The sequence below is a fragment of the Mesorhizobium sp. M6A.T.Cr.TU.016.01.1.1 genome (assembly GCF_003952585.1).
GTDB lineage: Bacteria > Pseudomonadota > Alphaproteobacteria > Rhizobiales > Rhizobiaceae > Mesorhizobium > Mesorhizobium mediterraneum.
Genome location: NZ_CP034452.1, coordinates 3,102,536 through 3,127,397 on the forward strand (window position 1 = coordinate 3,102,536; position 24,862 = coordinate 3,127,397).

Below are 24,862 nucleotides of genomic sequence, written 5' to 3' on the forward strand. Positions count from 1 at the left end.
CACCTCGCTTGCCGCTAGAACGGCCGCAGATCAAGGCCCGCAACAGCGGCTTGGATCCGCTCCATTCGTGGGTGTGGAATTTTTTTCTCCTGCCTTTGGTGCTTGCAGAAAAGCGATTGCTTCGCACGAAGCGATGCGCGAGTGCTTTCCTTCTGCTTTTTCGCTCCCGCGCGTAGAACTGACAGCGTATTCAGGATTCCACTCGCCATGCCGCAGGCCACACCCAAGCTCAACGCCTTTCCCGTCTTCATGCGGGTCGAGGGCGAAGCCGTGGCCATCGTCGGCGGCGGCGAGGAGGCTCTGGCCAAGGCCCGGCTGATCGGCCAGTCGAGCGCGGTGCTGCGCATCGTCAGCGATGCCGCCGAGCCTGAGTTGCTGGCCTTCATCGCCACAAATGGCGCAGCCATTCACATCGCTGCTGCCTATGATGCCGCGCATCTCGAAGGCGCGGTGATGGTGTTTGCCGCCAGCGGCAATGAGGCGCTCGACCGTCGCGTTGCCGAGGATGCGCGCCGGCTGGGCATTCCGGTCAATGCCGTCGACCGGCCTGAGCTGTGCGATTTCTTCACCCCGGCGCTGGTCAACCGCGCGCCTGTCGCCATTGCCATCGGCACGGAAGGGGCTGGCCCGGTGCTTGCCCAAATGCTGCGCAGCCGCATCGACCGCATGCTGTCGCCGTCGCTCGGGCCGCTTGCTTCGCTTGCTGCCTCGTTGCGCGGTACCGCCGAGAGATTGCTGCCGAAAGGCAATGCCCGCCGCCGCTTCTGGAGCGACTTTTTCGGCGGCTCGCCGGCCCGCGCCATGGCGGCCGGCCAGCTTTCGCAGGCGCATGATGCCGCCGTCGATCTGTTGCTTTCGAATGCGCCGGCATCGGGCCGTGTTGCCTTGGTGGGGGCTGGTCCGGGCGCCGAAGACCTGCTGACGCTGCGCGCTCACCGCCTGCTGATGGAAGCCGACGTCATCGTCCATGATGCGCTGGTGCCGGAGGCGATCGTCGCCATGGGCCGTCGCGACGCCGAGCGTCTGCCGGTGGGCAAACGCAAGGGCTGCCACACCAAGAGCCAGGCCGAGATCAACGCGCTGCTGATCGAGCTCGGCCGCGACGGCAAGCGCGTCGTGCGGCTGAAGTCCGGTGATCCGCTGGTGTTCGGGCGGGCGGGCGAGGAAATGGCAGCGCTGCGCGATGCCGGCGTCGCCTATGAGGTGGTTCCGGGCGTCACCGCGGCCTTCGCCGCCGCCGCTGATTTCGAGTTGCCGCTGACGCTGCGCGGCGTGTCGTCATCGATGGTGTTCACCACCGGCCACGACCTCAAGGGAAATTCGTTGCCCGACTGGGCAAAGCTCGCCATTTCCGGCGCCACGGTCGCCGTCTATATGGGCCGCTCGGTCGCGGCCGAAGTTGCCGGCCGGCTGATCGAGGCCGGACTGTCACCGGACACGGCGGTCGCCGTGGTCGAGAATGCCAGCCTTGCCAACCGCCGCCGTTTCCACGGCACGCTCGCCGACCTGCCGTCGCTGGAGGTCCGCGCCGATCTTACCGGCCCGGTCATGACGATCATCGGCGATGCGGTCGCCGGCGCCAACTTTGAACGTTCCGAGCCGCTCGCGGCACACAGGCATGAAGGCGCGGCCCAAACGGCCGCCGAAGGAGCTGAACGATGAAAGTTCTGACCGCAAACCGCCTCGCCGATGGCGAAGCCGTCTGGTACGCCAATGGCGGCTGGGCCGAGACCATCGACCATGCCGACGTCGCCCATGACAAGGGGGCTGAAGACCGGCTGGAGGCGATCGGCGCCACGGCCTATGCCAACAACGAAGTGGTCGACGTCAATCTGATCGACGTGACCGTCGCCAATGGCGTGGTCGAGCCGGTCCGGCTGCGTGAAAAGATCCGCGCCGCCGGCCCGACCAACCGCAACGACCTGGGCAAGCAGGCGCGCCCGGAAGCCGCTCGGGCGGCGTAAACGACCACATTGATGAAACGGGCGGACGCGCCCGGAAAGACCAGACATGTACCGTTACGATGAGTTCGATCACGATTTCGTCCAGGCCCGCGTCGCCGAGTTCAGCGACCAGGTCGCGCGGCGGCTTGCCGGTGAAATCACCGAGGATCAGTTCCGGCCGCTGAGGTTGATGAATGGCGTCTACCTGCAATTGCACGCCTACATGCTGCGCATCGCGGTGCCTTACGGCACGCTGAACAGCAACCAGCTGCGCATGCTCGGCCATATCGCCCGCAAATACGACAAGGGCTACGGCCATTTCACGACGCGCCAGAACATCCAGTTCAACTGGCCGGCGTTGTCGGACATTCCGGCGATCCTGGCCGATCTGGCCAGCGTCGAGATGCATGCCATCCAGACCAGTGGCAATTGCATCCGCAACGTCACCGCCGACCACTTCGCCGGCGCAGCCGCCGACGAAGTCGCCGATCCGCGCCCCTATGCGGAAATCCTGCGCCAATGGTCGTCGGTTCATCCGGAGTTCTCGTTCCTGCCGAGAAAATTCAAGATCGCGGTGACCGGCGCCGAGCGCGACCGCGCCGCCATCCAGACGCATGACATCGGCCTGCATTTGAAGAAGAACGCGGCCGGCGAACTCGGTTTCGCCGTCTATGTCGGCGGTGGCCAGGGTCGCACGCCGATGATCGCCAAGAAAATCCGCGACTTCCTGCCCGAGGCCGACCTTCTGTCCTACTGCACAGCGATCCTGCGCGTTTACAACCTCTACGGCCGCCGCGACAACAAATACAAGGCGCGCATCAAGATCCTCGTCCACGAGACCGGTGTCGAGGAGATCACCCGCCAGGTCGAGGCCGAATGGCAGGAGCTGAAGGATGCGGACCTGAAGCTGCCGGAAGCCGACATTCGCGCCATCGATGCCTATTTCGCGCCGCCGGCGCTGACGGACCGGCCGGAAGGCGACGAGGCGGTCAAGCTTGCCCGCCTCGATTCCAAGAGCTTTTCGGAATGGCTCGACCAGAACGTGGTGACCCACCGCCATCCCGATTATGCCGCCGTCACCATCTCGCTCAAGGGCATCGGCGAAGCGCCGGGCGATGCCTCCGACAGCCAGATGGAAGCGATCGCCGACCTTGCCGAAAAGTACGCCTTCGACGAGCTGCGCGTCAGCCACGAGCAGAATCTGATCCTGCCGCATGTTGCGCGCGCCGACCTCAAGGCGGTCTATGACGCTCTGGTCGACATCGGACTGGCGACGGCCAATTCAAACCTGATCACCGACATCATCTCCTGCCCTGGCCTCGATTATTGCGCGTTGGCCACGGCGCGTTCCATTCCGGTGGCACAGGAAATCTCGCTTCGTTTCGCTTCGCTTGAGCGGCAGCGCGAGATCGGTGAATTGAAGCTGAAGATTTCCGGCTGCATCAACGCCTGCGGCCATCACCATGTCGGCCATATCGGCATCCTCGGCGTCGAGAAGAAGGGCGCCGAGCTCTATCAGGTCACGCTCGGCGGCTCGGCCGACGAGAACACATCGGTCGGCGAGATCATCGGCCGCGGCTTCTCGTCGGCAGAAATCACCGACGCCATCGAGCAGATCGTCGAGACCTATCTCGGCCTCCGGCTCGACAGAAACGAAAAATTCATCGACGCCTACCGCCGTGTCGGTCCCGCGCCGTTCAAGGAGGCGCTCTATGCTGGCGAAGCCAAGGCCGCTTGATCGTATTGTCGACGTCGAGGCCGGCATCGCTGCCGAAGCGGCGGGGCTCGATGCGCTCTATGGTCATCTGAAGCCGCTGGAGATCATCGAGCGGTCGGCCCAGGAATTCTTTCATGGTGAAATCGCCGCGGTTTCCTCCTTCGGCGCCGATTCAGCCGTGCTGCTGCACATGATCGCCAAGATCGACCGGACGCTGCCGATCATCTTCCTCGACACCGGCAAGCACTTCGAGGAGACGCTCGGCTATCGCGACGCGCTCGTTGCCGATTTCGGGCTGACCGATATAAGGGTGATCACGCCCGAAGAAGCGGCGCTCGAACGGATCGATCCGACCGGCAATCTGAACGAGACCGACACCGACGCCTGCTGCGATGTCCGCAAGGTCGAGCCGCTGGCGCGCGGCGTTGAGCCGTTCCGCGCCTGGTTCACCGGCCGCAAGCGTTTTCAGGCGACGACGCGGGCGGCGCTTCCGGTGTTCGAGGCGGTCGGCTCGCGCATCCGCATCAATCCGCTGGCGCATTGGACGACCGCTGACCAGGCCAACTACATGCGCGCCCATGCGCTGCGCGAAAACCCGCTGGTCGCCTATGGCTATCTCTCGATCGGCTGCTTCCCGTGCACGCAGCCGGTGCAGCCGGGTGAGGACGCGCGCAGCGGCCGCTGGGCAGGGCATGCCAAGACCGAGTGCGGCATCCATCTGTCGGGGCTGGAGAAGTCACTGACCGACGCGTCGCTTTAGGGTATGTTGATATTCAGGTGAGGTCGGCCTGCGAATGGCGGCTTCCTGCGCTTCCGGTGCTCACGTACCCAAAGTACGCTCCGCTCCGGTTCTCGGAAGCCACCATTCTCGGCTCGGCCTGACCTGAATCTCAACACACCCTCGGGCGTTTTGAACTTTAGAATTTTGTGGACTTGGGAATTTCTCGATGAGTGAATCGATAGCGGAAAGCGCCACCCGCCTCTGGACCCCGACAGGTTTTAGCGAGGACGAGTGGAGCCATGCCGAGAGCGCCGACGCACTGTCCGGCAATGGCCGCTTCATCCTGCCGCTGCAGGTGTTTCTCGACCTCGACCCGGTGGTGCGCCGGTCGGCGAAGGAACGCATCGGCGTGCTGCTTCAGCCCGGCGACCAGCTCGAAAAGATCGCCGACCTGCTCGACCAGACATCGCTGGTGGCGTTGGCCTTCCCGGCTTTCAGTGACGGCCGGTCTTTCTCCAAGGGCGAATTGCTGCGCAGCCGCCACCGTTTCGAGGGCGCGGTCCGCGCCACCGGGCAGGTTCTGGTCGATCAGCTACCGCATATGCTGCGCCTCGGCTTCGATGAGTTCGAGGTGTCGCATCCGGTGCTCTTGAAAAGGCTCGAGGCCGGCCGCACTGGCGGCCTGCCTCTGCACTATCAGCCGACCGAGAAGCCGGAGGCCAAAGGCCCCAAATATTCCTGGCGGCGCGTGCGCGCCGACTGATCGCCTGCGCCGGCCACGGCGAGATCCTGACGCGCGACGAACGCAAAGCGGCTTGAGTCGGCTCTTGGGAAACCGCCGCACTTAGAGCGGTTCAGCTTTTGATAGAATCGCCGAACCGCTCTAAGTATTTATTTTTACGCAATTCCGGACGGAAAACCGCTACGCACTTTTCCTGGAATTGCTCTAGGTGCGGCTGCGCGTTTTATGCAGTCATCCGCGCTTCGCGAAACGACACCAGCTTGCTGCGGCTCTCGTCCCACAGTGCGAGCTTGACGCAGCGCAGGCTGTCGAGAAGCGTGACGCGGCCGATTTCGCGCAGTTCCGGATAGTCCCTCAGGACCTCCTGGAGCCGGTAGCACGGCACCTTGGCGGAGAGGTGATGCACGTGATGGACGCCGATATTGCCGGTGAACCAGTTCAGCACCGGCGGCAGGTCATAGTAGGACGAGCCGTGCAGCGCCGCATGCTGGAATTCCCATTCGGAATCCTTCGCCCACTCGGTCTCTTCGAACTGGTGCTGAACGTAGAACAGCCAGATGCCGGCGGAACCGGCGAGGACGACGATGGGCAAATGGACAACCAGGAACGCTTCGAGGCCGACGAACCAAATGAGGGCAGCGGCGGCAACCGCGATGGCCACATTGGTGGCCATTGAGGAGACCCAGGGCGTGAGGCCGCCTCGCATCATGCCGACCGGCAGTCGCTGCTCAAAGATGAAAAGCCAAATCGGGCCGAGGCCGAACATGACCAGCGGATGGCGATAGAGACGATAGGCAAGGCGGCCCCGCCAGGACATTTGCCGGTATTCGGCAACAGTCAGCGTCCTGATGTCGCCCGTGCCGCGCTCATCGAGATTGCCGGCGCTGGCGTGATGGGTTGCGTGGGCGCGTCGCCAGCAATCGTAGGGGGTCAAGGTCAGGATGCCCAGCCCGCGGCCGATCCAGTCGTCGGCAGTGCGGTTGGCGAAGAAGGAGCCGTGGCCGCAATCATGCTGGATCATGAAGATCCGCACCAGAAAGCCGGCGGCCGGTAGGATGAGGATCAGACCCCACCAATGACCATGGGCATAGGCAGCCGTGGACAGGGCCCACAGCGTGGCAAAGGGGATAAGTGTGATGGCAAGTTCGACGGCGCTGCGCCGCCTGTCAGGCGTCTTGTAGCGCGCCAGGATCTTCAACCAGGCACGTTTGCTGTTCGCCACAGCTTCGGGGGAAATCATGTTCATCAGGAAGCATAGACGGACCATACCGTCGCCGCAAGGCAGGGATCACGCCAAGTTACTGCGCGTAATTGTCGCGCGACACGCAAGAGGCTGCAATGTGGAAGGGCATGCTTGGTTCCGACGGCACGCGACGACAGGCGAATGTGCTCGTCTACCGCCGGCGGCCACCGGCGGCTACGCTGCTCTCGATACCGTCCAGGCGGTCGAGCAATTCCTTAAAACGATCGGGAATATCGTTCTCCATCCGAAACGCCGGCAACGCACGCAGAAAGCCCATCGTTGCCTCGGTGCCGAACTGGCGCCTGATGCCGGCCGCGAGCCTTTCACGTCTTTCATCATTGTTGCGGTCGCCATTCTTGTTGCGGTCGCCGTTGTTGCGGGTCGTCATCTCAAAATCCTGTGTCGGCTTCGAAACTCTTCCAGCAGACGAATGGTTCCCCCATCGCAGCATCTTGGCAAGCAAAGCCAGCGGTTACAGTAAAATTTGAATTAATATCGAAAGGTCTTCATGATGCGTCGTCAAAGCGCGAGCGGCCTCTCCAGTATCGCTTGCCCCTTGATTTTTGGCCGCCAAACCTCGATATCGGGCACAAAATCCACATCATTCGAAATGACGGGAAACGGCGATGAGCGACCAGGCAAAAGACGAACGCGCGCCCGATGAAGCCGAGACGGTCGGGGCTGCCACCGAACACACGGAAGGCAGCGTCGACGGCGACTACGAAGCGCTTGTGCGGCTGTTGAAGGAAAACGACGAGTTGAAGGACCGCGCGCTCCGCGTCGCGGCCGAGATGGAGAATCTGCGCCGCCGTACCGCCCGCGACGTGCACGACGCGCGTGCCTATGCCGTTGCCAATTTCGCCCGTGACATGCTGTCGGTATCGGACAATCTGCGTCGCGCGCTGGACGCGATCCCAGCTGAGACCAAGGCGTCGGGCGATGCCGGCTTCAAGGCGCTGATCGAGGGCGTCGAGCTCACCGAGCGCGCCATGCTGTCGGCGCTGGAGCGGCACGGCGTGAAGAAGCTCGAGCCGGAAGGCGAGAAATTCGACCCGAATTTCCACCAGGCGATGTTCGAGGTGCCCAATCCAGAGGTGCCGGCCAACACGGTGGTCCAAGTCGTGCAGCCAGGCTATTCGATCGGTGAGCGGGTGTTGCGGCCGGCCATGGTCGGCGTTGCCAAGGGAGGCCCCAAGCATGTGGCTGGTGAAGCGCCGGTCGAGCCAGGGCCGGTGAATGAGCAGGCTGAGAAGGATGCTTAAATTAGGGGAGTAGGGGAATAGGGCAGTACGGGAGTAGGAATAACGCTACGCACGGCAAAGTAGAGCAATTGCCTACTCCGGCCGTTGCCTTCTCTCCCCTACTCCCCTACTGCCTTATTCTCCTACTGCCCTACTCAGGCCGCGAAGCGCTGGGCTTCCCCGCCATAATAGCTGACGTAGCGGGCGCCGATCTCCTTGACCGGCATCACCACGAACACGTCGACCGTCGAGAATTCGCGGTCGATGACGCAGCCGTCGCCGATGCGCGCTCCGACGCGCAGATAGCCCTTGACCAGCGGTGGCATAGCCGCGATCGCGGCCTTGGCGTTGACCGCCTCGATCGGCATTAAATCCATGGAACAGTAGCGGCCGGCGACCGCGCGCACGTCCCAGGCCGAGTTCGTCCGGCAATGATTGGCGAGATAGGTCAGCGCTTCGGCGTGCGCCGCCGGCACGGTGCCTTGGAAAGAGGCGCAACCGGTCATCACGCCGATGCCGTAATGGTTGATATAGGCCCAAATGCCTTGCCAGAGCGCCTCGATGGTGCGCTTCGAGCGGTATTCCGGCAAGACGCAGGAGCGGCCGAGCTCGAGGAAACGCTGGCCGGGGTGACGGGCGATAAGATTGGTCAGCTCGAATTCGCCCTCGGAATAGAAGCCGCCGGCCGCTGCCGCGATTTCCTGCCGCAGCAGGCGGTACGTGCCGACAATGCGGCGGTGCTCGGGACCCGACAGCGAGGTGTCGAAGACGAGCAAATGATCACAAAGCGGATCGAAATGATCAGCATCGCGGCGGTCCTGCGCCTGGAACAGGTTCTTCCTGGCGCCAAGCTCGTCGTAGAAAACCCGGTAGCGCACTTCCTGCGCGGCAGCGACCTCGGCCTCGTTGCGGGCGAGCCGCACTTCGAGGTTGCCTATGCGGCCGAGCGCTTCGCCTTTTATGACGGCATCGACGTTCCGCCCGGTGAGCAAAGCACCGCTGGCGTTCGGCCGAGCGTCACATTCCGGCATAACTGTATGCACGAGTGATTCTCCTTCGAGCCATCCCTCTTGGCACGGGGATACGGTGTAGGTGCAACAGGATTGTGACAGTACCGTGATACGGCGTTGCCGGCAATACTTCGTCGGCTGGGTAATCCTTCAACCGGCTATGTTACGCCGGGAAACTTGGTAGGACAGCTCGGCGGATCACGCCGCCACCTGGCCTTCGACCGCATGGACAAGCGCGTCGGGGTCGAGCGGCTTGGTGACGAAGCCGCTGGCGCCATGGGCAAGCACGGCGTGGCGGGTCTTTTCCTGACTATCCGCCGACAGCACCATGATCGGAACCGGCGGCACGGCGGTTTCCTCCTCGTGGCGGCGGATTGCGGCGATGGCGTCCAGCCCGTCCATGACAGGCATGTGCAGGTCCATCAGCACCACGTCGAAGCGGTGCTTGTGGCTGGTGCCAGTGACGGCCTCGACGGCGGCCTTGCCGTTGCCGACCACTTTCACGCGGTGCCCGGCCTTCAGCAGCGTGGCCCGGGCAAGCATGGCGTTGATGTCGTTGTCCTCGGCGATCAGCACGGACAGGCCCTGCCGGCGGCCGGCAATGGCGCGGACGGATGGCGCGCCGCGCTTTTCCGCCTGTGGCTGGGTGAGGGCGGGTACGCTGCTGGTCAAAAGCACGCGCAGCAACGTCTCGCCACGCACCGGCCTTGCCAGGAAGGTGGAGTAGCCGCTGGCGCGGAACTCGCCCAACATGCCGCGATCGGTCGGTGCGATCAGCGTGATCGCCTCGCAATCGGCAAAGCCGCTCTGGCGAAGGCGCTTGAGCAACCTGCCGTCACTGTCCTCCATGGCCGCGTCGACCAGAAGCACGTCGCAGCCTTCGGCGAAGGGTTCTGCCTGGGCGGCGGTCGCGGCCAGATCGACCATGCCGCCATTGGCGCGGATGGTGCGAGCGATGGCGTCGGCCTCGATGGCGTTCTTCGACAGGATCACGGCGCGCCGGCCAGACAGCGCATTCTGGCGCATCTGCGGTGCTTCGATGGCCGATATTACGGGGATTTCGAAAACGAATTCGGAACCTTGGCCGAGCCGGCTCGACACCGAAATCGTGCCGCCCATGGCGGTCACCAGGCGCTTGGAGATGGCAAGACCGAGACCGGCGCCACCATGCGCGCGGGTTGACGAGCCATCGACCTGTTCGAATTCCTCGAAAATGCGCTCCAGGTCGTCCTCGCTGAGGCCGGGACCGGTGTCGGTGACGCTGAAGCGTATGCGATCGGTGGTTTCGGTGCGGGCACGGGCGACGGTCACCAGCACGCCGCCGCTGTCGGTGAACTTGATGGCATTGCCGATCAGGTTGAGCAGCACCTGCCTGACTCTTCCCGGATCGGCTGATATCATTTGCGGCACGTCGGGCTCGACATGGCAGCCAACGCCGATATTCTTGGCGAAGGCGCGCGCCGCTAGGAGTTCGATGATGTTGTCGGCGATCTCGCGCACGGACATTGGCTGCGGTTCGGGATCGAAGCGGCCAGCCTCGATCTTGGAATAGTCGAGCAGATCCTCGATCAGCGCCAGCAGCGCGCTGGCCGAGGTCGATACGGCGCCGACATAGGTCCGTTGTTCAGGCGAGAGATTGGTGTCCGCCAGCAGCCTGGCCATGCCCATGATGCCGTTCATCGGCGTGCGGATCTCGTGGCTGACGGTGGCGAGGAAGCGCGATTTGGCCTGGCTCGCATATTCGGCTCGCTCACGGGCGGTGATCAGCGACGATTCTGCGTGCTTGCGGGCGGTAATGTCGCGGGCGATGGCGCGATGCGAGACGGCGCCGCTCTCCTTGTCGCGCACGGACAGTTCGATCCATGAGAACCAGCGCGGGCCGCTCGGCATGTTAATGGCGACGTCGGTGGAACTCAGGCATTCGTGGTCGGAAAAGGCGGCATCGGGAACGATGCCGACGTCGATGCCGAGCTCGGCCAGAGTCCTGCCGGCAAGGTCGCGCTGGTCGCTTCCGACAAGATCGGCGAAAACCTTGTTGGCATAGACGATGTGGCCGTCACGGTCGCGGTGGACGACGAGATCGCCAAGCGCGTCGATCAGCCCGCGAAAGCGTTCCTCGCTCTCCTGCATCTCCCACATGCGGTCGGCCAGGGTCTCGACCTCGGCGCGGCTGCGAGCTGCGGTCTCGCCAAGGAGGGCAACGGCGCGACGATCCGTGCGCCTGGCACGCAAATGCACGGCAAGACCGGCCATGCCAGTCGCCAAAAGCCCGACGGTGATGAAGATCGGCGCTCCGGTCAGATGCGACAGGCCTGCCAGCACGACGATGGCGACGAGCGTCAGGAACGGCAGGCCTTCACGATTGGCAGCGGGCAGTTCGGGCGCTAGTGGCGGCGCTGCAATATGCTGCCGCCTTGGCGCCTCCGGGCCGATCCCATCGACGCTTTCGGCGCTCTCCGTTTCTCTGATGCCGGATTCCGTGACCATGCGAAATCCTTGCCAGACAGAGATTATGGAAAATTGCGGCCGTTCGTTCGAATTTTATCGGTCGCGCGGTTTTTGCCCTCCTTTCTTGCAAAAACGGCAGACGACGGAACTCACATGTCCACCACCACGCGGCCACGGATCTTGCCGTCGACAATGTCGTGCGCGGCGTCGATGATGCCGTCGAAGCCAATGGTCGTGGACAGGCTGGCGAGTTTCTGGAGGTCGAGGTCCGTGCCGATGCGGCGCCACGCCTCCATGCGGACCGCTTTTGGCGCCATCACCGAATCGATGCCGAGCAGACAAACGCCGCGCAGGATGAACGGGGCGACGCTCGCCGGCAGATCCATGCCGCCGGCCAGGCCGCAGGCGGCGACGGCGCCGCCATAGGAGGTCATCGAAAGGACGTTGGCCAGCGTATGACTGCCGACCGCATCGACGCCGCCGGCCCAGCGTTCCTTGGCGAGCGGCTTTGCCGGCTGGGCAAGCTCTTCGCGCGAAATCACTTCCGCAGCACCCAGGTCGATCAGATAGGGGCTTTCAGCGCTGCGGCCGGTCGAGGCGATAACGTGATAGCCGAGGCTGGACAGGATCGAGACCGCGACCGAGCCGACGCCGCCGGCCGCGCCCGTCACCACCACCGGGCCGCGATCGGGCACGATTCCGTGCCGTTCCAGAGCGATGACGCAAAGCATGGCGGTGTAGCCGGCGGTGCCGATCGCCATGGCATCATGGGGGCTCATGCCCTGAGGCAGCGGCACCAGCCAGTCGCCCTTGACACGGGCGCGATCGGCATAGGCGCCAAAATGCGTTTCGCCGACGCCCCAGCCGTTCAATATGACCTTGTCCCCCTTGCGCCAGTCGGCATGGGAAGACGAGATGACGGTGCCGGCGAAATCGATGCCCGGCACCAGCGGCCAACGGCGGATCACCGGCGCCTTGCCTGATATGGCGAGGCCGTCCTTGTAGTTCACCGTCGTCGCCTCGACGGCGACGGTGACATCGCCTTCCATCAGGTCGGCTTCGGTGAGGTCGGTCACCGCGACCGACTGTTTCTTCTCGGCGTCGCGCGAAACGAGGATGGCTTTGAAGGTTTCGGGCATGTCTTCTCCTCGGGCTTTTCGAATGGGCACTGTATGGCGACGGAAGGCCAGGTCAATCGTTTGAGGCCTTGGCCTCGCGCCGCCAACCGATGAGTTCGTCGAAGACGACCAGCACCGCGCCGACCGCGATGAAGGCGTCGGCGAGGTTGAAGATGGCGAAGGACCATACCGGGGTGTGGAACAGGATGTAGTCGATCACGTGACCATAGGTAGCGCGGTCGTACAGATTGCCGAGCGCGCCGCCGACGATCAGCGCAAAGCCGATGCGGGTCAGCACGTGGCCGGGCGGAGTGCGGGCCGCGAGATAGAGCACGAAAGCGACGACGAAAGTGGCGATGACCACCAGGCCAGTGTCGCCGAAGGACGAAAACATCGAGAAGGCAATGCCGGTGTTGTAGGTGCGATACAATGCCAGGAATGGCACAAGATCGACCTTTTCCTGAAAGGCGAGACCGGTCTCGACCAGGTATTTCACCCACTGGTCGAGCGCTACCGCGGCGGCGACCAGCAGGACGTAGGGGAACCACGATTTTGCCGTTTGGGATGTCACCATTTGGGATGTCACGGTTTGGCGTCCTCCGTGGCAAGTTTCAGCGCGCCGCGCCGGATCTCGAACAGCATGACGCCGGTGGCCACCGCCAGATTGAGCGAATCGGCCCGGCCGGCCTGTGGAATCCGCAGCAACCTGTCGCAGCTTTCGGCCAGGCTGTCGGGCAGGCCCTGCTGTTCGTTGCCCATCATCAGCAGCACCGGGCCTTTGGAAAAATCGACCGAACGGTAGTCAACGGCACCCTTCAGATGCGTGCCGGCAACGAGGCCAGGAAAGCTTTTTCGCCACGCGAGGAAGGTTTCCGGCGTCGCCTTGGCGACCGGCACCGCGAAGATCGAGCCCATGGTGGCGCGCACGGTTTCGACGGAAAAAGGATCGGTGGTCTCGCCGACCAGGATGATGCCCTTGGCGCCGACGGCATCGACGGTGCGGATGACGGTGCCGAGATTGCCGGGATCGCGCACGCGATCGAGCGCCACCCAGACATCGCTGTCTTGAGCGTGGATGTCTTTCAGCGGCAGGAACTTCTGCGAAAAGACGCCGACCACCATTTGCGGGTTGTCGCGACGGGTGATGGCGACGAGCACTTTTTCCGAAACTTCGAGCACGGTGCCGCCGGCGGCGACCGTGCGCGCCGCGACCTTTTCGACTGCCGCATTGCCGCGTCCGGCCTTGGCGAAGACCAGCGTCCGGATCGCCCAGCCGAGGTCGAGCGCGTCGATGACCAGCTTCAGCCCCTCGGCCATGAAGGCGTTCTGCTGGTCGCGGAATTTCTTCAGCGCCAGCGCCTTGATGTCCTTGACCAGCGGGTTGGCGAGGCTGGTGACCTCTTTCACCTGTCCGGGCGCGCCTGCATGCCGCTCGCTCATTGTCAGGCCACCCAGCGCGAGAACAGCGAGGTCGACAGCGCCCGGCCGGCGGATTTCTCGCGGATGATCAGCTCGCCGGATTCGACCGTGCCGCCCATGCCTGCGAAAGTGTCGCGCATCAAGGCATGGATGGCGAAGAAGGAAGCGCGGATCGAATAGGCGGTCAGCACCACAGCAATCGGCTTCGGCGTCAGGATCGAGCGGCAGAGGTCGGTCAGATCAGGCAGATCCTCGAACAACTGCCAGACCTCGCCCTTGGGGCCACGGCCATAGGCGGGCGGATCGAACAGGACGATGTCGTAGCGGCTGCCGCGGCGCTCCTCTCGCTCAGCGAATTTCATGGCATCGTCGACGATCCAGCGGATCGGCTTTTGCGACAGGCCCGCGATCTCCTGGTTCTCCCTGGCCCAGCCGATCGCCTTCTTGGACGCATCGACATGGGTCACCTCGGCGCCGGCACGCGCCGCCACCAGTGAGGCAAGGCCGGTATAGCCGAACAGATTCAGCACCTTGACCGGTCGCTTCGCCGCCGCGATCAGCCCGGCCATGTGGTCCCAGTGCGAGGCCTGCTCGGGGAACACGCCGACATGGCGAAACGAGGTGAAGCGGCCGAGATAATCGATGCCGTCATGCTTCATCGGCCACGTCTCGCCGAGCGGCGTCCTCGGGAAGCGCCAGCGGCCGATGCCTTCCTCGTCGGTGTCGCCGGTGAAAATGGCGTCGACGCGGTCCCAGTCCTTGGCCGGCAACGCTTTTTGCCAGATCGCCTGGCCTTCGGGCCGGACGATGCGATAGGGCCCGTACTGCTCGAGCTTTTGCCCGGCGCCGCTGTCGAGCAGCGCATAATCGGCGTTGGGCGCCACTTCGAGGATCAGCGGCAGGTGTTCGACCGGCAGGGCGCCGTCGCGGCGCGAAAGGACGCGCGGCGTGGGCTTCGGAACAGACCGGTCGTCCGGTTTTGTGCCGGTTCCGCGCGGCTGTTCCGCCCCGCCCTTTGCGGGGTGATGCGAGCGGCTGTCGCGGCGTTTGTCGCGAAAAGGTTTCAAAAAGAGCATCTCCGGGGCGACTTGGCCCGCTTCTGCCACAGCACATTCACCGGTGCAACAAACGCGGTCGCTGGAGATTTCCGAAACGATCAGCCGCGCTTGATCCAAAGCAGGGCGATAACCAACGATACGAAACCGACGGCCTTAAAGCCGGCGACGACTATATGGCCGGTTTCCCAGCGCAGCCGGATCGCTTCGAAGTTTTCCGGGATCGGTCCAGGCACCCAGGTGGCTAAAACATCGTTCGCCGGTTTGACGAGAGCGGACCACGTCGCAAGAGACACAGCAAAGAGCACGGCGGCGGCCAAGGCGAACCAGAACGCCGGACGGTCGTTGCGCAGCATCCATGCGAGAAGTGCCGGGCAGGCGATCGCTGCCACGTCAAGTGGCGCGCCAATCACGGCAAACAGCTGGAACTGGGCGTTGAAGACAGTCGTCTCGCGCCAGAGAGAAGGCGGCCACTTCAGTCGAGGAGCCGATTCCAGGACATGGGCGAAGGATGGTCCAAGGCTGAGCGCCGCGACGACAGCGGCCAAGATGGACCAGAACAACAGGAACCCGCGTATCTCCATAACGTCCGAACAACGGCGTGACGCCGGAGACGTTCCCGTCCGAACGGGAGTAGGGGAGTAGGGGAGTAGGGGAATAAGGGAATAAGCGAGTAATGGAATAGGGAAAGTATGACTAGCACGAAGCCGTACGGTTGGTATGGCTCCCTACTCCCCTACTCCCCTACTCCCCTACTCCCCTACTCCCCTACTCCCCTACTCCCCTACTCCCCTACTCCCCTACTCCCCTACTCTTGAGCGCCTTGTACACGGCAATGCCGGCGGCGAGGTCTTCAAGGGCCGCGCCGACCGATTTGAACAGCGTGATCTCACCGGGGCTCTGCCGGCCCTTCTTCTGGCCGCGCGCCAGTTCATGCAGATCGGCGACGATGGCTTGCGCCTTCAGCACGCCCGAGGCCAGTGGTTGGACGATGTCGCCCGCCTCCTTGGTGGCGCCGGCCCGGGTATCGACATAGACGCGGGCACGCGCAATCGCATCGTCGTCGCTCTCGCGCATATCAGGCGTGAAGCCGCCGACCAGATCGACATGGGTTCCCGGCTTCAACAGCGCGCCCTTGATCAGCGGCGTGGTCGTGATCGTCGCCGACGAAACGATGTCGGCCTGGCCGAGTTCGGCGTCGAGATCGCTCGCGGCGGTGGCCGCAAAACCCTCGGCGCGCAATTTCGCCGCGACCTTTTCGGCATTGGCCGGCGTGCGGTTCCAGATGCGGATCGTCGTGATTGGCCGCACCGCCGAATGCGCCTTGGCGAGGAACGGCGACAGCGCGCCGGCGCCGACCACCAGCAGCCGTGAAGCGTCCTCGCGGGCCAGATAGGAGGCGGCCAGCGCCGAGGCGCAGGCCGTGCGCCACTGCGTCAGCCGCTGGCCATCGATCATGGCTTCGGGCTCGCCCGTCGCGCCGTCGAGCAGGAGGTAAAGCCCCATCACCGCCGGTTTGCCTACGGCGTTGTTGTCGGGCGACACCGTGACGATCTTGACGCCGATATGGCCGCCTGCCGAAGTGCCGGCCGCATTGAAGTCGGTCCAGGCCGGCATCAACAGAAGGGTCGAAGCCGCGCCGTCGGGCCGTTCGACCGTATGATGATGCCTGACCGGTTGCACCGCGCCATCGCGAAAGGCCGCGCGCAGCGTCTCGACCAGTCCGGGAAACGTCAGTGCATGATCGACCTCGGCCGCCGAAATGGTCAGCATGGGGAAACTCCGTAGAGAGAAATGCGCCTCGGCATGATCTCGAAAATCGGAACCGATTTTTCGGAAAGGATCATGCGTAAACCAAAATGGCACAGCGCCCTTTGCGCGTCCAAAAAAGACGCGGCGCGTCATTGGCTCAGCTCGTCGGCTTCGGCAAGGCCGGGCCCTGTGGTGCAGCCGGTGCGCGGCTGACCGCCTGGCGCAGGTTCTCGGCTTCGACACCGCGCTGGCGCGCCAGCTTGCGATAGCGGCCCTGCTTGACCCAGGTCGCCAGGCTGCCGACGACCATGCCGATGGCGAGAGCCAGGAACAGGAAGATGAAAAGCGGCAGTGTCATCGTCAGCGCCGGATTGCCGGGGTTGAACGGGTCCAGGGTGAAGGCAACCGGATCGCGGTTGGCGACCGCCAGCGCAATCAGGATGACGGCCAGCGGCACGAAGACCACGATGAGCATGAAGCGATTGAACATGGATTTTCCTGTCGAAGGCGGGCTCTACCGAGGGCCGACTCTGCTGAAAGGCCGGCATGGCGCATGAGCCCGCGCGGCGCCTATTTGCCGCTGTTCAGCCTTTCACGCAATTCCTTGCCGGTCTTGAAGAACGGCACCCATTTCTCCTCGACCTCGACGGATTCGCCGGTGCGCGGATTGCGGCCGGTGCGGGCGGGGCGGTTTTTCACTGAGAAAGCGCCGAAACCGCGCAGCTCGACCCGGTTGCCTTCGGCAAGCGCGTCGGTGATCTCGTCGAAAATCGCGCCGACAATGTTTTCGACGTCGCGCAGAAAAAGGTGCGGGTTGCGTGTGGCGATGATCTGCACAAGTTCGGATTTGATCATGAGAAGGCTCCCCGTGAAAACATTGTGGTCAAAATTATGAGGATGATTTTATTTGCTTTTTCACTCGTCTCAAGGGTGCCAGACGGAAACGAGACCGTCAAGAAACAAGCGGTCGGCGCCAAGTTCGTGAATGATGTCGCCGCCATAGTCGGGCAGGCCGAGCGCACTGCCGATAGTTCGCGCCATCGCCTTGGAGAACAGGAAGCCGCCGCTTTCGGTATCCTTCCACTCCACCACCTTGAGCTTGGCGTCGACGCCCTTGGTTGCGAGCCAGTCGATCGCTTCGGTCTCGCCGCCGACCGCATCGATCAATTTATTGGCAAGAGCCTGCCGGCCGGTGAAGATCGAGCCGTCGGCCAGCGCCAGCGCCTCCGGCTTGGTCATGTTGCGGCGTTCGGCGACGATGCCGACGAACCAGTCGTAGCTGTCCAGGATGAGCTTGCGGACCATTGTGCGCTCGTCATCATTGGTCGGCTTGAAGGGCGATGGCGAGGCTTTCAACGGCGACGATTTCACTTCCTCGAGCTTGATGCCGAGCTTGTCCATAAGGCCGCTGACGTCCGGATACTGGATCAGCACGCCGATCGAGCCGACGATCGACGATTTGCGCGCGACGATATGATCGGCTCCGGTGGCGATCATATAGCCCGCCGATGCGGCCAGCGTGCCGACTTCGGCCACGACCGGCTTCTCGGCGGCCAGCTTGCGCACTTCCTCGTAAATCGATTCGCCCCCGACGGTGGTGCCGCCCGGTGAATCGATCGACAGGATCACAGCTTTCACCCTCGATGATTGACGGATGTCATCCAGCCGTTTGATCAGGTCTTCGTCTTCGGTGATGGTGCCCTCGATCTTGACCTTGGCGATGTGGTCGACCGCCGTGCCGGTGAAGTCGTCACCGTAGATCCAGGTCGAAAGGGCAATCAGCCCGGCCGCTGCGACAACAAGCGCTGCGACGCGCCAGAATGTCAGCTTGCGGCGCAAGCGGCGGCGGTCGATCAGGTCGTCGGCTCTCAGTGCCATGGTCAGCCTCATAGTCGGTGGGAGCAGATGCTTTTAAAGCAACCATCCGCGCCCGGCTACCGATTCCTGACGAGTTCGCTCCAAGGACAGGGTGTCGACGTTCGCGAGCCGGCGTTTCAAGTGACATCAAGACCAATCCACAGGCCCTAACGCTGTCCCGCTGTATCTGGTATGACGTGCAAGTTGTGGCGGTTTCATTTTCGTTTGTGCCACAGCAACCGTCACACTTTTGCGGTTTTCCTCCGCTTGTGCTTGCTTGAGGGCGCCGGCATCCCACCTATAGGGTGCTTGGCGGCAGGGGTTTAAAAGAAAGCAGTTATGTTAGCGCGACCGATCGAACCGACCAACACCGAGACGGAGTTGGCCCCCCCGAACGTAGGCCCGACGCGGGTCGACGCCTTCGGCATTGCCCAGCGCCATTCGCGCCGCGTGCGTATCTTGAAGCTGGCGGTGCCGCTGGTCGCTGCCGTGATCGCGGTCGCCTTCCCGGTCTATTCGTATCTCGCGGCGCCTGTCTCGATCCAGGTCCAGGCCGACGGCAGCGCCTTCGCCGATGGCAAGCTAGTGATGGCCAACCCCAAGCTCAACGGGTTCACCAAGCAGAAACTGCCCTATTCCATGACCGCCTTGCGCGCCATACAGGACGTGAGCAAGCAAGGCATCATCGATCTGGAGGGCATCGACGCCAAGCTGCCGATCTCGGCCGACAATGTGGCGGCCGTCAATGCCTCGCGCGGCACCTACAATCGCGATGGCAACACGATGAGCCTGACCAGCGATGTCACCATAACCACCACCGACGGCTTGGAGGCAAAGTTCAAATCGGTCTTTCTCGACATGGGCAAAGGCACTATGAAGACGAGTGATCCGGTCGACGTCAGCCGTGGCGGGTCGCGGATTACCGCAGATTCGATGTCGATCCAGGACAACGGCAAGATCGTGGTTTTCGAGAACAGAGTGCGTGTCAACATCGATCCCGCCAGCTTGAAGGCGGCAGAGGCAATGAGCGGAGCATCCAATGCGGTTCAGTAGTTCGGCACGGCTTGTGGCCGCGGCTTCGGCGTTGCCGGCCCTAGCGCTGGTTTTGGGGCTGGGCTTGGGGATGACGCCGGCTCTGGCGCAGTCCAAGGCCACCAGCCAGCTGTCGGGCCTCAAACTGTCCGGCGACAAGCCCATCCAGATCGAAAGCGACAAGCTCGAGGTTCGCCAGGCGGATAGCGTCGCCGTGTTTACAGGCAATGTAAGCGTCGTCCAGGGTCCGACCGTGCTCAAGGCCGGCAAGATGACGGTCTATTACGTCAAGGATGCCGGCGCTGCCGCCAAGGGCACGGAGGCCGCCGGTGCCGCGATGACCGGCTCGGCCAACATCGACCGCCTGGAGGTCGCCAACAAGGTCTATATCAAATCGGATGACCAAGTCGCCACCGGCGACCGCGGCACTTTCGACATGAAGACGGAAGTGCTGGTGCTTTCAGGCAGCAAGGTCGTGCTTTCGCAAGGCGACAATGTGCTGGTCGGCTGCAAGCTCACCGTGCAGATGAAGAGCGGCCTGGCCCAGGTCGACGCCTGCGGGGGCCGCGTCATGATGTCGATCACGCCGCCGAAGTCGGGAGCGGCGAAGCCCTGATGGCCGACGTAGCATCGCTGATGGCGCGTCTCTCAGGACGCGCCGCCGGCAAACTTGCGGCGCCGGCCACGGTCACTGTCGACACGGTAAAGTTCAAGGGAACCTTGATCGCGAAGGGCCTGACCAAGAGCTACAAGGGCCGCAAAGTCGTCAGCGGCGTGACGATCGGCGTGCGCGCCGGTGAGGCGGTCGGGTTGCTCGGCCCCAACGGCGCCGGCAAGACGACCTGCTTCTACATGGTCACCGGCCTGGTGCCGGTCGACGAAGGCACGATCGAAATCGACGGCTTCGATGTCACCTCGATGCCGATGTACCGCCGTGCCCGCCTCGGCATCGGCTACCTTCCGCAGGAAGCGTCGATCTTTCGCGGCCTGACCGTCGAGCAAAACATCCGTGCCGTGCTCGAAGTGGTCGAAAAGAGCCGCAAGGAGCGCGAACGCAGTCTCGACGAATTGCTCGAGGAGTTTCACATCAGCCATCTGCGCAAGGCCCCGTCGCTGTCGCTTTCCGGCGGCGAGCGGCGGCGCCTAGAAATCGCGCGCGCACTGGCGACCCGACCCGCATACATGCTGCTCGACGAACCTTTCGCCGGCATCGATCCGATCGCCGTCGCCGATATCCAGCAACTCGTGCGCCATCTGACGGCGCGGGGCATCGGCGTGCTCATCACCGATCACAATGTCCGCGAGACGCTCGGCCTGATCGACCGCGCCTACATTATCCATGCCGGCCAGGTGTTGACCCATGGTCGGGCCGACGAAGTGGTCGCAAACCCGGATGTGCGGAGGCTTTATCTCGGTGAGGGATTTACACTCTAAGCGTGAATATTTCTGTCCAAACGCGTTTTTTGACGCGAGACAGGCCTTTTTCTCCGATTTCTCGTCCGAATAACGCGACGATAGGCGAGTTTTGATCGCCATCGCCTTGACAAGCAAAAGCCGGGCCAGTTTCTATGCCCAACTCCTTCCGGCAGTCCGGATGCGTAGACAGGGCGTTTGAAACCGAACCATGGCGTTGGCGGCAAAACTACAGCTACGACAGTCCCAGTCGCTGGTGATGACGCCGCAACTCATGCAGTCGATACGGCTGCTGCAGTTCACCCACATCGAGCTGGAACGCTTCATCGACGACGAGATCGAGCGCAATCCTCTGCTCGAGCGCGCCGAGCCGCAGGACGATGCCGTAAGCGACCAGGCGCAGAAGGTCGACGTCGCGCCGGAAACGGCCCCCGGCGGCGACTGGTTCGAGACGGAAACGGCGTGGAGTGCCGAGGCGATCTCGGAAAAGCTCGATACTTCGCTGGAAAACCTGTTTCCCGATGACCCCGGCACCAGCGAGCGGCTCGGTCCCGACCTGACGGCCCAATGGAAGTCGGCCTCCGGCAATGGTTCCGCGTCCTCGTCCGACGGCTTCGACGTCGCAGACATGGCGGCCGCCGCCATCACGCAGCGCGAGCATGTCGGCGAACAGGTCGCGCTTGCCTTCGCTGACCCGGCAGCACGACTGATCGCCAGCGAACTGGCCGATGGCCTCGACGAGGCCGGCTATATGCGCGCCGACATGGCCGAGATCGCCGCCCGTCTCGGCACCGACAAAACAGCAGTGACGAATGCGCTCGCTGTCTGCCAAACGTTCGAGCCGGCCGGCATCTTTGCCCGCGACCTCGCCGAATGCCTGTCGCTGCAGCTCGCCGTGCGCGACCGGCTCGACCCGGCGATGAAGGCTTTGATTGCCAATCTCGAGCTCCTGGCGCGGCGCGATTTCCAGACCCTGAAACGGATTTGTGGGGTCGACGAGGAGGATCTCCTCGACATGCTGGCCGAGATACGTGCGCTCGACCCGCGCCCGGGGATGGCGTTTTCGGGCGGCGCCAGCGACGCGATCGTCGCCGATGTCGAAGTGCGGGCGGCCAATGACGGGAGCTGGGTGATCGAACTCAACTCCGAAACGCTGCCGCGCGTCCTGGTCGACCATATCTATTTCGCCCAGGTTTCACCGCATGCGAAGAACCAGACGGAAAAGGATTTCCTGGCGGAATGCCTGCAGAACGCCAACTGGCTGACGCGCAGCCTCGACCAGCGGGCGAAGACCATCCTCAAGGTCGCCTCGGAAATCGTGCGCCAGCAGGACGCTTTCCTCGTCCACGGCGTGCGTCACCTGAAGCCGCTCAATCTGCGCACGGTGGCCGACGCCATCGGCATGCACGAATCGACGGTCAGCCGGGTCACCGCCAATAAATACATGCTGACGCCGCGCGGCGTGTTCGAACTGCGCTATTTCTTCACCGCCTCGATCGCTTCGTCGGGTGGCGGCGAGGCGCATTCGTCGGAGGCGGTGCGCGACCGCATCAAGCAGTTGATCGACGAGGAGAAAACCGTCGACGTGCTTTCCGACGACGCGATTGTGGATATGTTGCGGGAAAGCGGCGTCGATATCGCCAGGCGCACGGTCGCCAAGTATCGGGAGGGCATGAATATTCCCTCGTCGGTGCAGAGGCGGCGTGAAAAACGCGCCTTGGCCAGCGCCGGGCGGTGATCTCCGACGGAATTTCCACAGCTTTTGCGCTTCATTGACAAGCCGCAACGAAGTGGCTAGAAGCCCGCCCGCATGAGACGGGCTACTGCCCGCATGCGGATGGTCCGTCACGACGTTGGCCACGGGACGGTCAAAGAAGGCGGCTTGTGATCAACCGGAAAGTTCGGATTTAAAATCGGCGCAAGTGACGCCGCAAAGCTTGTGCGCACAGATCACGGGTATAAACTCGGGACAGTTTGAAGCCTGAGCAAGGAAGGTCAGTTTTCAGATGACACTGCGCATATCAGGAAAACACATGGATATCGGCGATGCGTTCCGTACGCGCATCAACGACCGTGTCGGGGAAGTGATCGGGAAATATTTCGATCGGGGCTTTTCAGGTCAAATCGTAGTCGTCAAATCGGGGTCGCGCTACACGGCCGATTGCATGATCCGGCTGGATTCCGGCGCTTCGCTGCAGGCGACCGGTGAAGCCCAAGACCCGACGCTCGCTTTCGAGGCCTCGGCGGATCGCCTTGAAACCCGCCTTCGGCGCTACAAGCGTCGGCTGAAGTCACATAATTTAGGCAATGCCAATGGCGAGCTCACCGACATCGCCTATACGGTGATGGCGCCGCTTGCCGACGACGATGAGGAAATACCGGAGAATTTCGCGCCAGCCATCGTTGCCGAATCAACCATGACGCTGCGGACCATGTCGGTGGCGTCAGCCGTGATCGAGCTCGACACCAAGGACACCCCGGTCCTCGTCTTTCGCAATGCCGGAAACGAGCATCTCAATATCGTCTATCGTCGGCCGGACGGAAATATCGGCTGGATCGACCCATCTACGACCAAAGTCGCGCAGGGATGACGACCCAGGGTCGCACAGAGATGACGACCCAGGGTCGCACGAGATGACGACCCAGGGTCGCACAGAGATGACGGCCCAGGGTCGCACAGAGATGACGACCCAGGGTCGCACAGAGATGACGGCCCAGGGTCGCACAGAGATGACGGCCCAGGGTCGCACAGAGATGACGACCAAGGCCGCACTGGGATAAGCAGCCAGCCGCACGCGAGAGTGAGGACTGGCGACGGCAGGCGAACAAGGGATTTCAAGTATGGATCTGAGCGATCTTATCAACGTTCCGGCGATTTTGCCGGCGTTGAAGGCGAACTCCAAGAAGCAACTGCTGCAAATGCTGTCCGAAAGGGCGGCGGCGATTTCCGGCATTCCGGAACGGGAGGTGTTCGACACCATCCTGCAGCGTGAACGGCTGGGCTCGACCGGTGTCGGCAACGGCATCGCGATTCCGCATGGCAAGCTGGCCGGGGTGAAGCGGATCGCCGGCGTTTTCGCACGGCTGGAGACGCCGGTCGATTTCGAGGCGCTGGACGACCAGCCGGTCGATCTGGTGTTTCTGCTTTTGGCGCCCGAAGGCGCCGGCGCCGATCACCTCAAGGCGCTGTCGCGTATCGCGCGGGTGCTGCGCGACGCCGACACCGTAGCCAAGATCAGGGGCACCCGCGACGCCGCAGCGATCCACGCGCTTTTATCGGATACACAGGCCTCGCACGCGGCCTGAGCTTTTTTTGATCAGATCCGTTGAAGGGCCGCCGTGGGCGGCCCTGTCCGTTCCAACCAGATCGCTGTGCCGTATTGTTAATTTAGTGGATGGCGACGGGGGTCAGGTCGTTTTCCAGGGCGCCGGCCAGCGCCCGGTCGCGAGCGTCCGAAAGCAGGATCGGCTGGCCATTGGCGGCAAACAGGGCCCACAGTTCCAGGCCGGGCGCGATTTCGCCGAGGCCCGGGAAACGGCCGCGCAGATCGTCGCTCGACACTTTCCTGAGATAGGCGACCGTGCCTTCGCCGAGATGGGCGAATTCGCCGCTGGTCATGATGAGATTTTCGTCAGTTCTGGTCATTTAAGCCTCCTTGGCGCGAGGACGCCGCTCAAGGCCGCCTCGCATGAGAGCCATCGGTGAAGATCAGTCTTTCACCGATATGTTTATTTTCCGTACCAGCCGTTCGGACTCGGGCCGATCGAGATCGATCGACAAAAGGCCGTTCTTCAGCTCCGCCGCGATCACCCGCATGCCGTCGGCCAGCACGAAACAGCGCTGGAACTGGCGCGCGGCAATGCCGCGATGAAGAAATTCGCGCTCGGTATCGTCGTTCTGACGGCCGCGCACGACCAACTGGTTCTCCTCCGTGGTCACATCGAGATCGTTTTCGGCGAAACCAGCGACAGCGAGCGTGATACGCAGCCTTTCGGCCTTGCCGTCGGCACCGCTGAGGCGCTCGATGTTATAGGGAGGGTAGCTGTCACCCGACTTCGCCAGACGTTCCAGGGTCTTTTCCATGGCGTCGAAACCCAGAAGAAGCGGGCTGGAGAAAGGCGTCATTCGGCTCATGTTACACTGTCCTCTC

Annotated in this window: 27 protein-coding genes; 12 read left to right on the forward strand and 15 right to left on the reverse strand. The window is 63.2% G+C overall.

Annotation, left to right across the window (positions count from 1 at the left end):
- Window positions 1-207 precede the first annotated feature (207 nt).
- The 5 genes from cysG (at window position 208) to EJ075_RS14995 (ending at window position 5,144) form a co-directional block, all read left to right on the forward strand.
- A complete protein-coding gene (gene cysG, locus EJ075_RS14975; protein WP_126104872.1) occupies window positions 208-1,662 on the forward strand; it encodes a siroheme synthase CysG in 1,455 nt (484 codons plus the stop codon).
- Window positions 1,659-1,964, forward strand: coding sequence for a DUF2849 domain-containing protein (locus tag EJ075_RS14980; protein WP_095488360.1), 306 nt, complete (start codon window positions 1,659-1,661; stop codon window positions 1,962-1,964). The genes cysG and EJ075_RS14980 overlap by 4 nt, the downstream gene beginning before the upstream one ends.
- A 46-nt stretch (window positions 1,965-2,010) precedes the next feature.
- A complete protein-coding gene (locus EJ075_RS14985) occupies window positions 2,011-3,681 on the forward strand; it encodes a nitrite/sulfite reductase (RefSeq protein WP_126104873.1) in 1,671 nt (556 codons plus the stop codon).
- On the forward strand, window positions 3,656-4,420 hold the full coding sequence (locus EJ075_RS14990; RefSeq protein WP_126104874.1) for a phosphoadenylyl-sulfate reductase: 765 nt from the start codon (window positions 3,656-3,658) through the stop codon (window positions 4,418-4,420). The genes EJ075_RS14985 and EJ075_RS14990 overlap by 26 nt, the downstream gene beginning before the upstream one ends.
- A gap of 187 nt (window positions 4,421-4,607) precedes the next feature.
- Window positions 4,608-5,144, forward strand: a complete 537-nt coding sequence (locus EJ075_RS14995; protein WP_126104875.1) for a DUF934 domain-containing protein — start codon at window positions 4,608-4,610, stop codon at window positions 5,142-5,144.
- Between the two features lie 202 nt (window positions 5,145-5,346).
- Here the strand turns inward: EJ075_RS14995 and EJ075_RS15000 are convergent, their stop codons facing one another.
- Window positions 5,347-6,369: a fatty acid desaturase gene (locus tag EJ075_RS15000; protein ID WP_095488368.1), complete on the reverse strand. Its 1,023-nt coding sequence runs from the start codon at window positions 6,367-6,369 to the stop codon at window positions 5,347-5,349.
- Window positions 6,370-6,517: 148 nt separating this feature from the next.
- On the reverse strand, window positions 6,518-6,754 hold the full coding sequence (locus EJ075_RS15005; protein ID WP_095488370.1) for a hypothetical protein: 237 nt from the start codon (window positions 6,752-6,754) through the stop codon (window positions 6,518-6,520).
- Window positions 6,755-6,992: 238 nt separating this feature from the next.
- Here EJ075_RS15005 and grpE point away from each other — a divergent pair, with 238 nt between their 5' ends.
- Window positions 6,993-7,628, forward strand: a complete 636-nt coding sequence (grpE, locus tag EJ075_RS15010) for a nucleotide exchange factor GrpE (protein ID WP_095488372.1) — start codon at window positions 6,993-6,995, stop codon at window positions 7,626-7,628.
- A gap of 134 nt (window positions 7,629-7,762) precedes the next feature.
- Here the strand turns inward: grpE and EJ075_RS15015 are convergent, their stop codons facing one another.
- From EJ075_RS15015 to sppA, 11 genes are all read right to left on the reverse strand, one after another.
- Window positions 7,763-8,638, reverse strand: coding sequence for a GNAT family N-acetyltransferase (locus EJ075_RS15015; protein ID WP_164547281.1), 876 nt, complete (start codon window positions 8,636-8,638; stop codon window positions 7,763-7,765).
- A gap of 177 nt (window positions 8,639-8,815) precedes the next feature.
- Window positions 8,816-11,104: a PAS domain-containing hybrid sensor histidine kinase/response regulator gene (locus tag EJ075_RS15020; RefSeq protein WP_126104876.1), complete on the reverse strand. Its 2,289-nt coding sequence runs from the start codon at window positions 11,102-11,104 to the stop codon at window positions 8,816-8,818.
- 110 nt (window positions 11,105-11,214) lie between these two features.
- Window positions 11,215-12,204 (reverse strand): MDR family oxidoreductase, encoded by a 990-nt coding sequence (locus EJ075_RS15025; protein ID WP_126104877.1) that lies wholly within the window; start codon window positions 12,202-12,204, stop codon window positions 11,215-11,217.
- A 52-nt stretch (window positions 12,205-12,256) separates the two neighbouring features.
- Window positions 12,257-12,757, reverse strand: a complete 501-nt coding sequence (gene lspA / locus EJ075_RS15030) for a signal peptidase II (RefSeq protein WP_126104878.1) — start codon at window positions 12,755-12,757, stop codon at window positions 12,257-12,259.
- An 8-nt stretch (window positions 12,758-12,765) separates the two neighbouring features.
- Window positions 12,766-13,623, reverse strand: coding sequence for an RNA methyltransferase (locus EJ075_RS15035; RefSeq protein ID WP_126104879.1), 858 nt, complete (start codon window positions 13,621-13,623; stop codon window positions 12,766-12,768).
- Between the two features lie 2 nt (window positions 13,624-13,625).
- Window positions 13,626-14,669: a class I SAM-dependent rRNA methyltransferase gene (locus EJ075_RS15040; RefSeq protein ID WP_126104880.1), complete on the reverse strand. Its 1,044-nt coding sequence runs from the start codon at window positions 14,667-14,669 to the stop codon at window positions 13,626-13,628.
- Between the two features lie 89 nt (window positions 14,670-14,758).
- Window positions 14,759-15,241, reverse strand: a complete 483-nt coding sequence (locus EJ075_RS15045; RefSeq protein WP_126104881.1) for a DUF1772 domain-containing protein — start codon at window positions 15,239-15,241, stop codon at window positions 14,759-14,761.
- 208 nt (window positions 15,242-15,449) lie between these two features.
- Complete coding sequence (locus EJ075_RS15050) at window positions 15,450-16,430, reverse strand: ornithine cyclodeaminase family protein (RefSeq protein ID WP_126104882.1); 981 nt, start codon at window positions 16,428-16,430, stop codon at window positions 15,450-15,452.
- A 136-nt stretch (window positions 16,431-16,566) separates the two neighbouring features.
- Window positions 16,567-16,899, reverse strand: a complete 333-nt coding sequence (locus tag EJ075_RS15055) for a lipopolysaccharide assembly protein LapA domain-containing protein (protein WP_126104883.1) — start codon at window positions 16,897-16,899, stop codon at window positions 16,567-16,569.
- Window positions 16,900-16,979: 80 nt separating this feature from the next.
- The gene (locus EJ075_RS15060) at window positions 16,980-17,264 is read right to left on the reverse strand and encodes an integration host factor subunit beta (protein WP_023797441.1); all 285 of its coding nucleotides are present in this window, start codon (window positions 17,262-17,264) and stop codon (window positions 16,980-16,982) included.
- 69 nt (window positions 17,265-17,333) lie between these two features.
- Entirely contained in the window at window positions 17,334-18,287 is a 954-nt protein-coding gene (gene sppA, locus EJ075_RS15065; RefSeq protein WP_095488475.1) for a signal peptide peptidase SppA, read from the reverse strand.
- A gap of 318 nt (window positions 18,288-18,605) precedes the next feature.
- Here sppA and lptC point away from each other — a divergent pair, with 318 nt between their 5' ends.
- From lptC to ptsN, 6 genes are all read left to right on the forward strand, one after another.
- Complete coding sequence (gene lptC / locus EJ075_RS15070) at window positions 18,606-19,319, forward strand: LPS export ABC transporter periplasmic protein LptC (protein WP_095488392.1); 714 nt, start codon at window positions 18,606-18,608, stop codon at window positions 19,317-19,319.
- Window positions 19,306-19,914 (forward strand): LptA/OstA family protein, encoded by a 609-nt coding sequence (locus tag EJ075_RS15075; protein WP_095488394.1) that lies wholly within the window; start codon window positions 19,306-19,308, stop codon window positions 19,912-19,914. Before lptC ends, EJ075_RS15075 begins: the two co-directional genes overlap by 14 nt.
- A complete protein-coding gene (gene lptB / locus EJ075_RS15080; RefSeq protein WP_095488396.1) occupies window positions 19,914-20,732 on the forward strand; it encodes an LPS export ABC transporter ATP-binding protein in 819 nt (272 codons plus the stop codon). Before EJ075_RS15075 ends, lptB begins: the two co-directional genes overlap by 1 nt.
- A 190-nt stretch (window positions 20,733-20,922) precedes the next feature.
- Entirely contained in the window at window positions 20,923-22,449 is a 1,527-nt protein-coding gene (gene rpoN / locus EJ075_RS15085; RefSeq protein WP_126104884.1) for an RNA polymerase factor sigma-54, read from the forward strand.
- A 268-nt stretch (window positions 22,450-22,717) separates the two neighbouring features.
- Window positions 22,718-23,302 (forward strand): ribosome-associated translation inhibitor RaiA, encoded by a 585-nt coding sequence (gene raiA, locus EJ075_RS15090; protein WP_095488399.1) that lies wholly within the window; start codon window positions 22,718-22,720, stop codon window positions 23,300-23,302.
- 250 nt (window positions 23,303-23,552) lie between these two features.
- Window positions 23,553-24,017, forward strand: a complete 465-nt coding sequence (gene ptsN, locus EJ075_RS15095) for a PTS IIA-like nitrogen regulatory protein PtsN (protein ID WP_095488401.1) — start codon at window positions 23,553-23,555, stop codon at window positions 24,015-24,017.
- Between the two features lie 82 nt (window positions 24,018-24,099).
- Here the strand turns inward: ptsN and EJ075_RS15100 are convergent, their stop codons facing one another.
- A complete protein-coding gene (locus EJ075_RS15100) occupies window positions 24,100-24,357 on the reverse strand; it encodes a DUF1150 family protein (protein ID WP_095488403.1) in 258 nt (85 codons plus the stop codon).
- 63 nt (window positions 24,358-24,420) lie between these two features.
- On the reverse strand, window positions 24,421-24,846 hold the full coding sequence (locus EJ075_RS15105) for an Hsp20 family protein (protein WP_023797450.1): 426 nt from the start codon (window positions 24,844-24,846) through the stop codon (window positions 24,421-24,423).
- Between the last annotated feature and the right edge of the window lie 16 nt (window positions 24,847-24,862).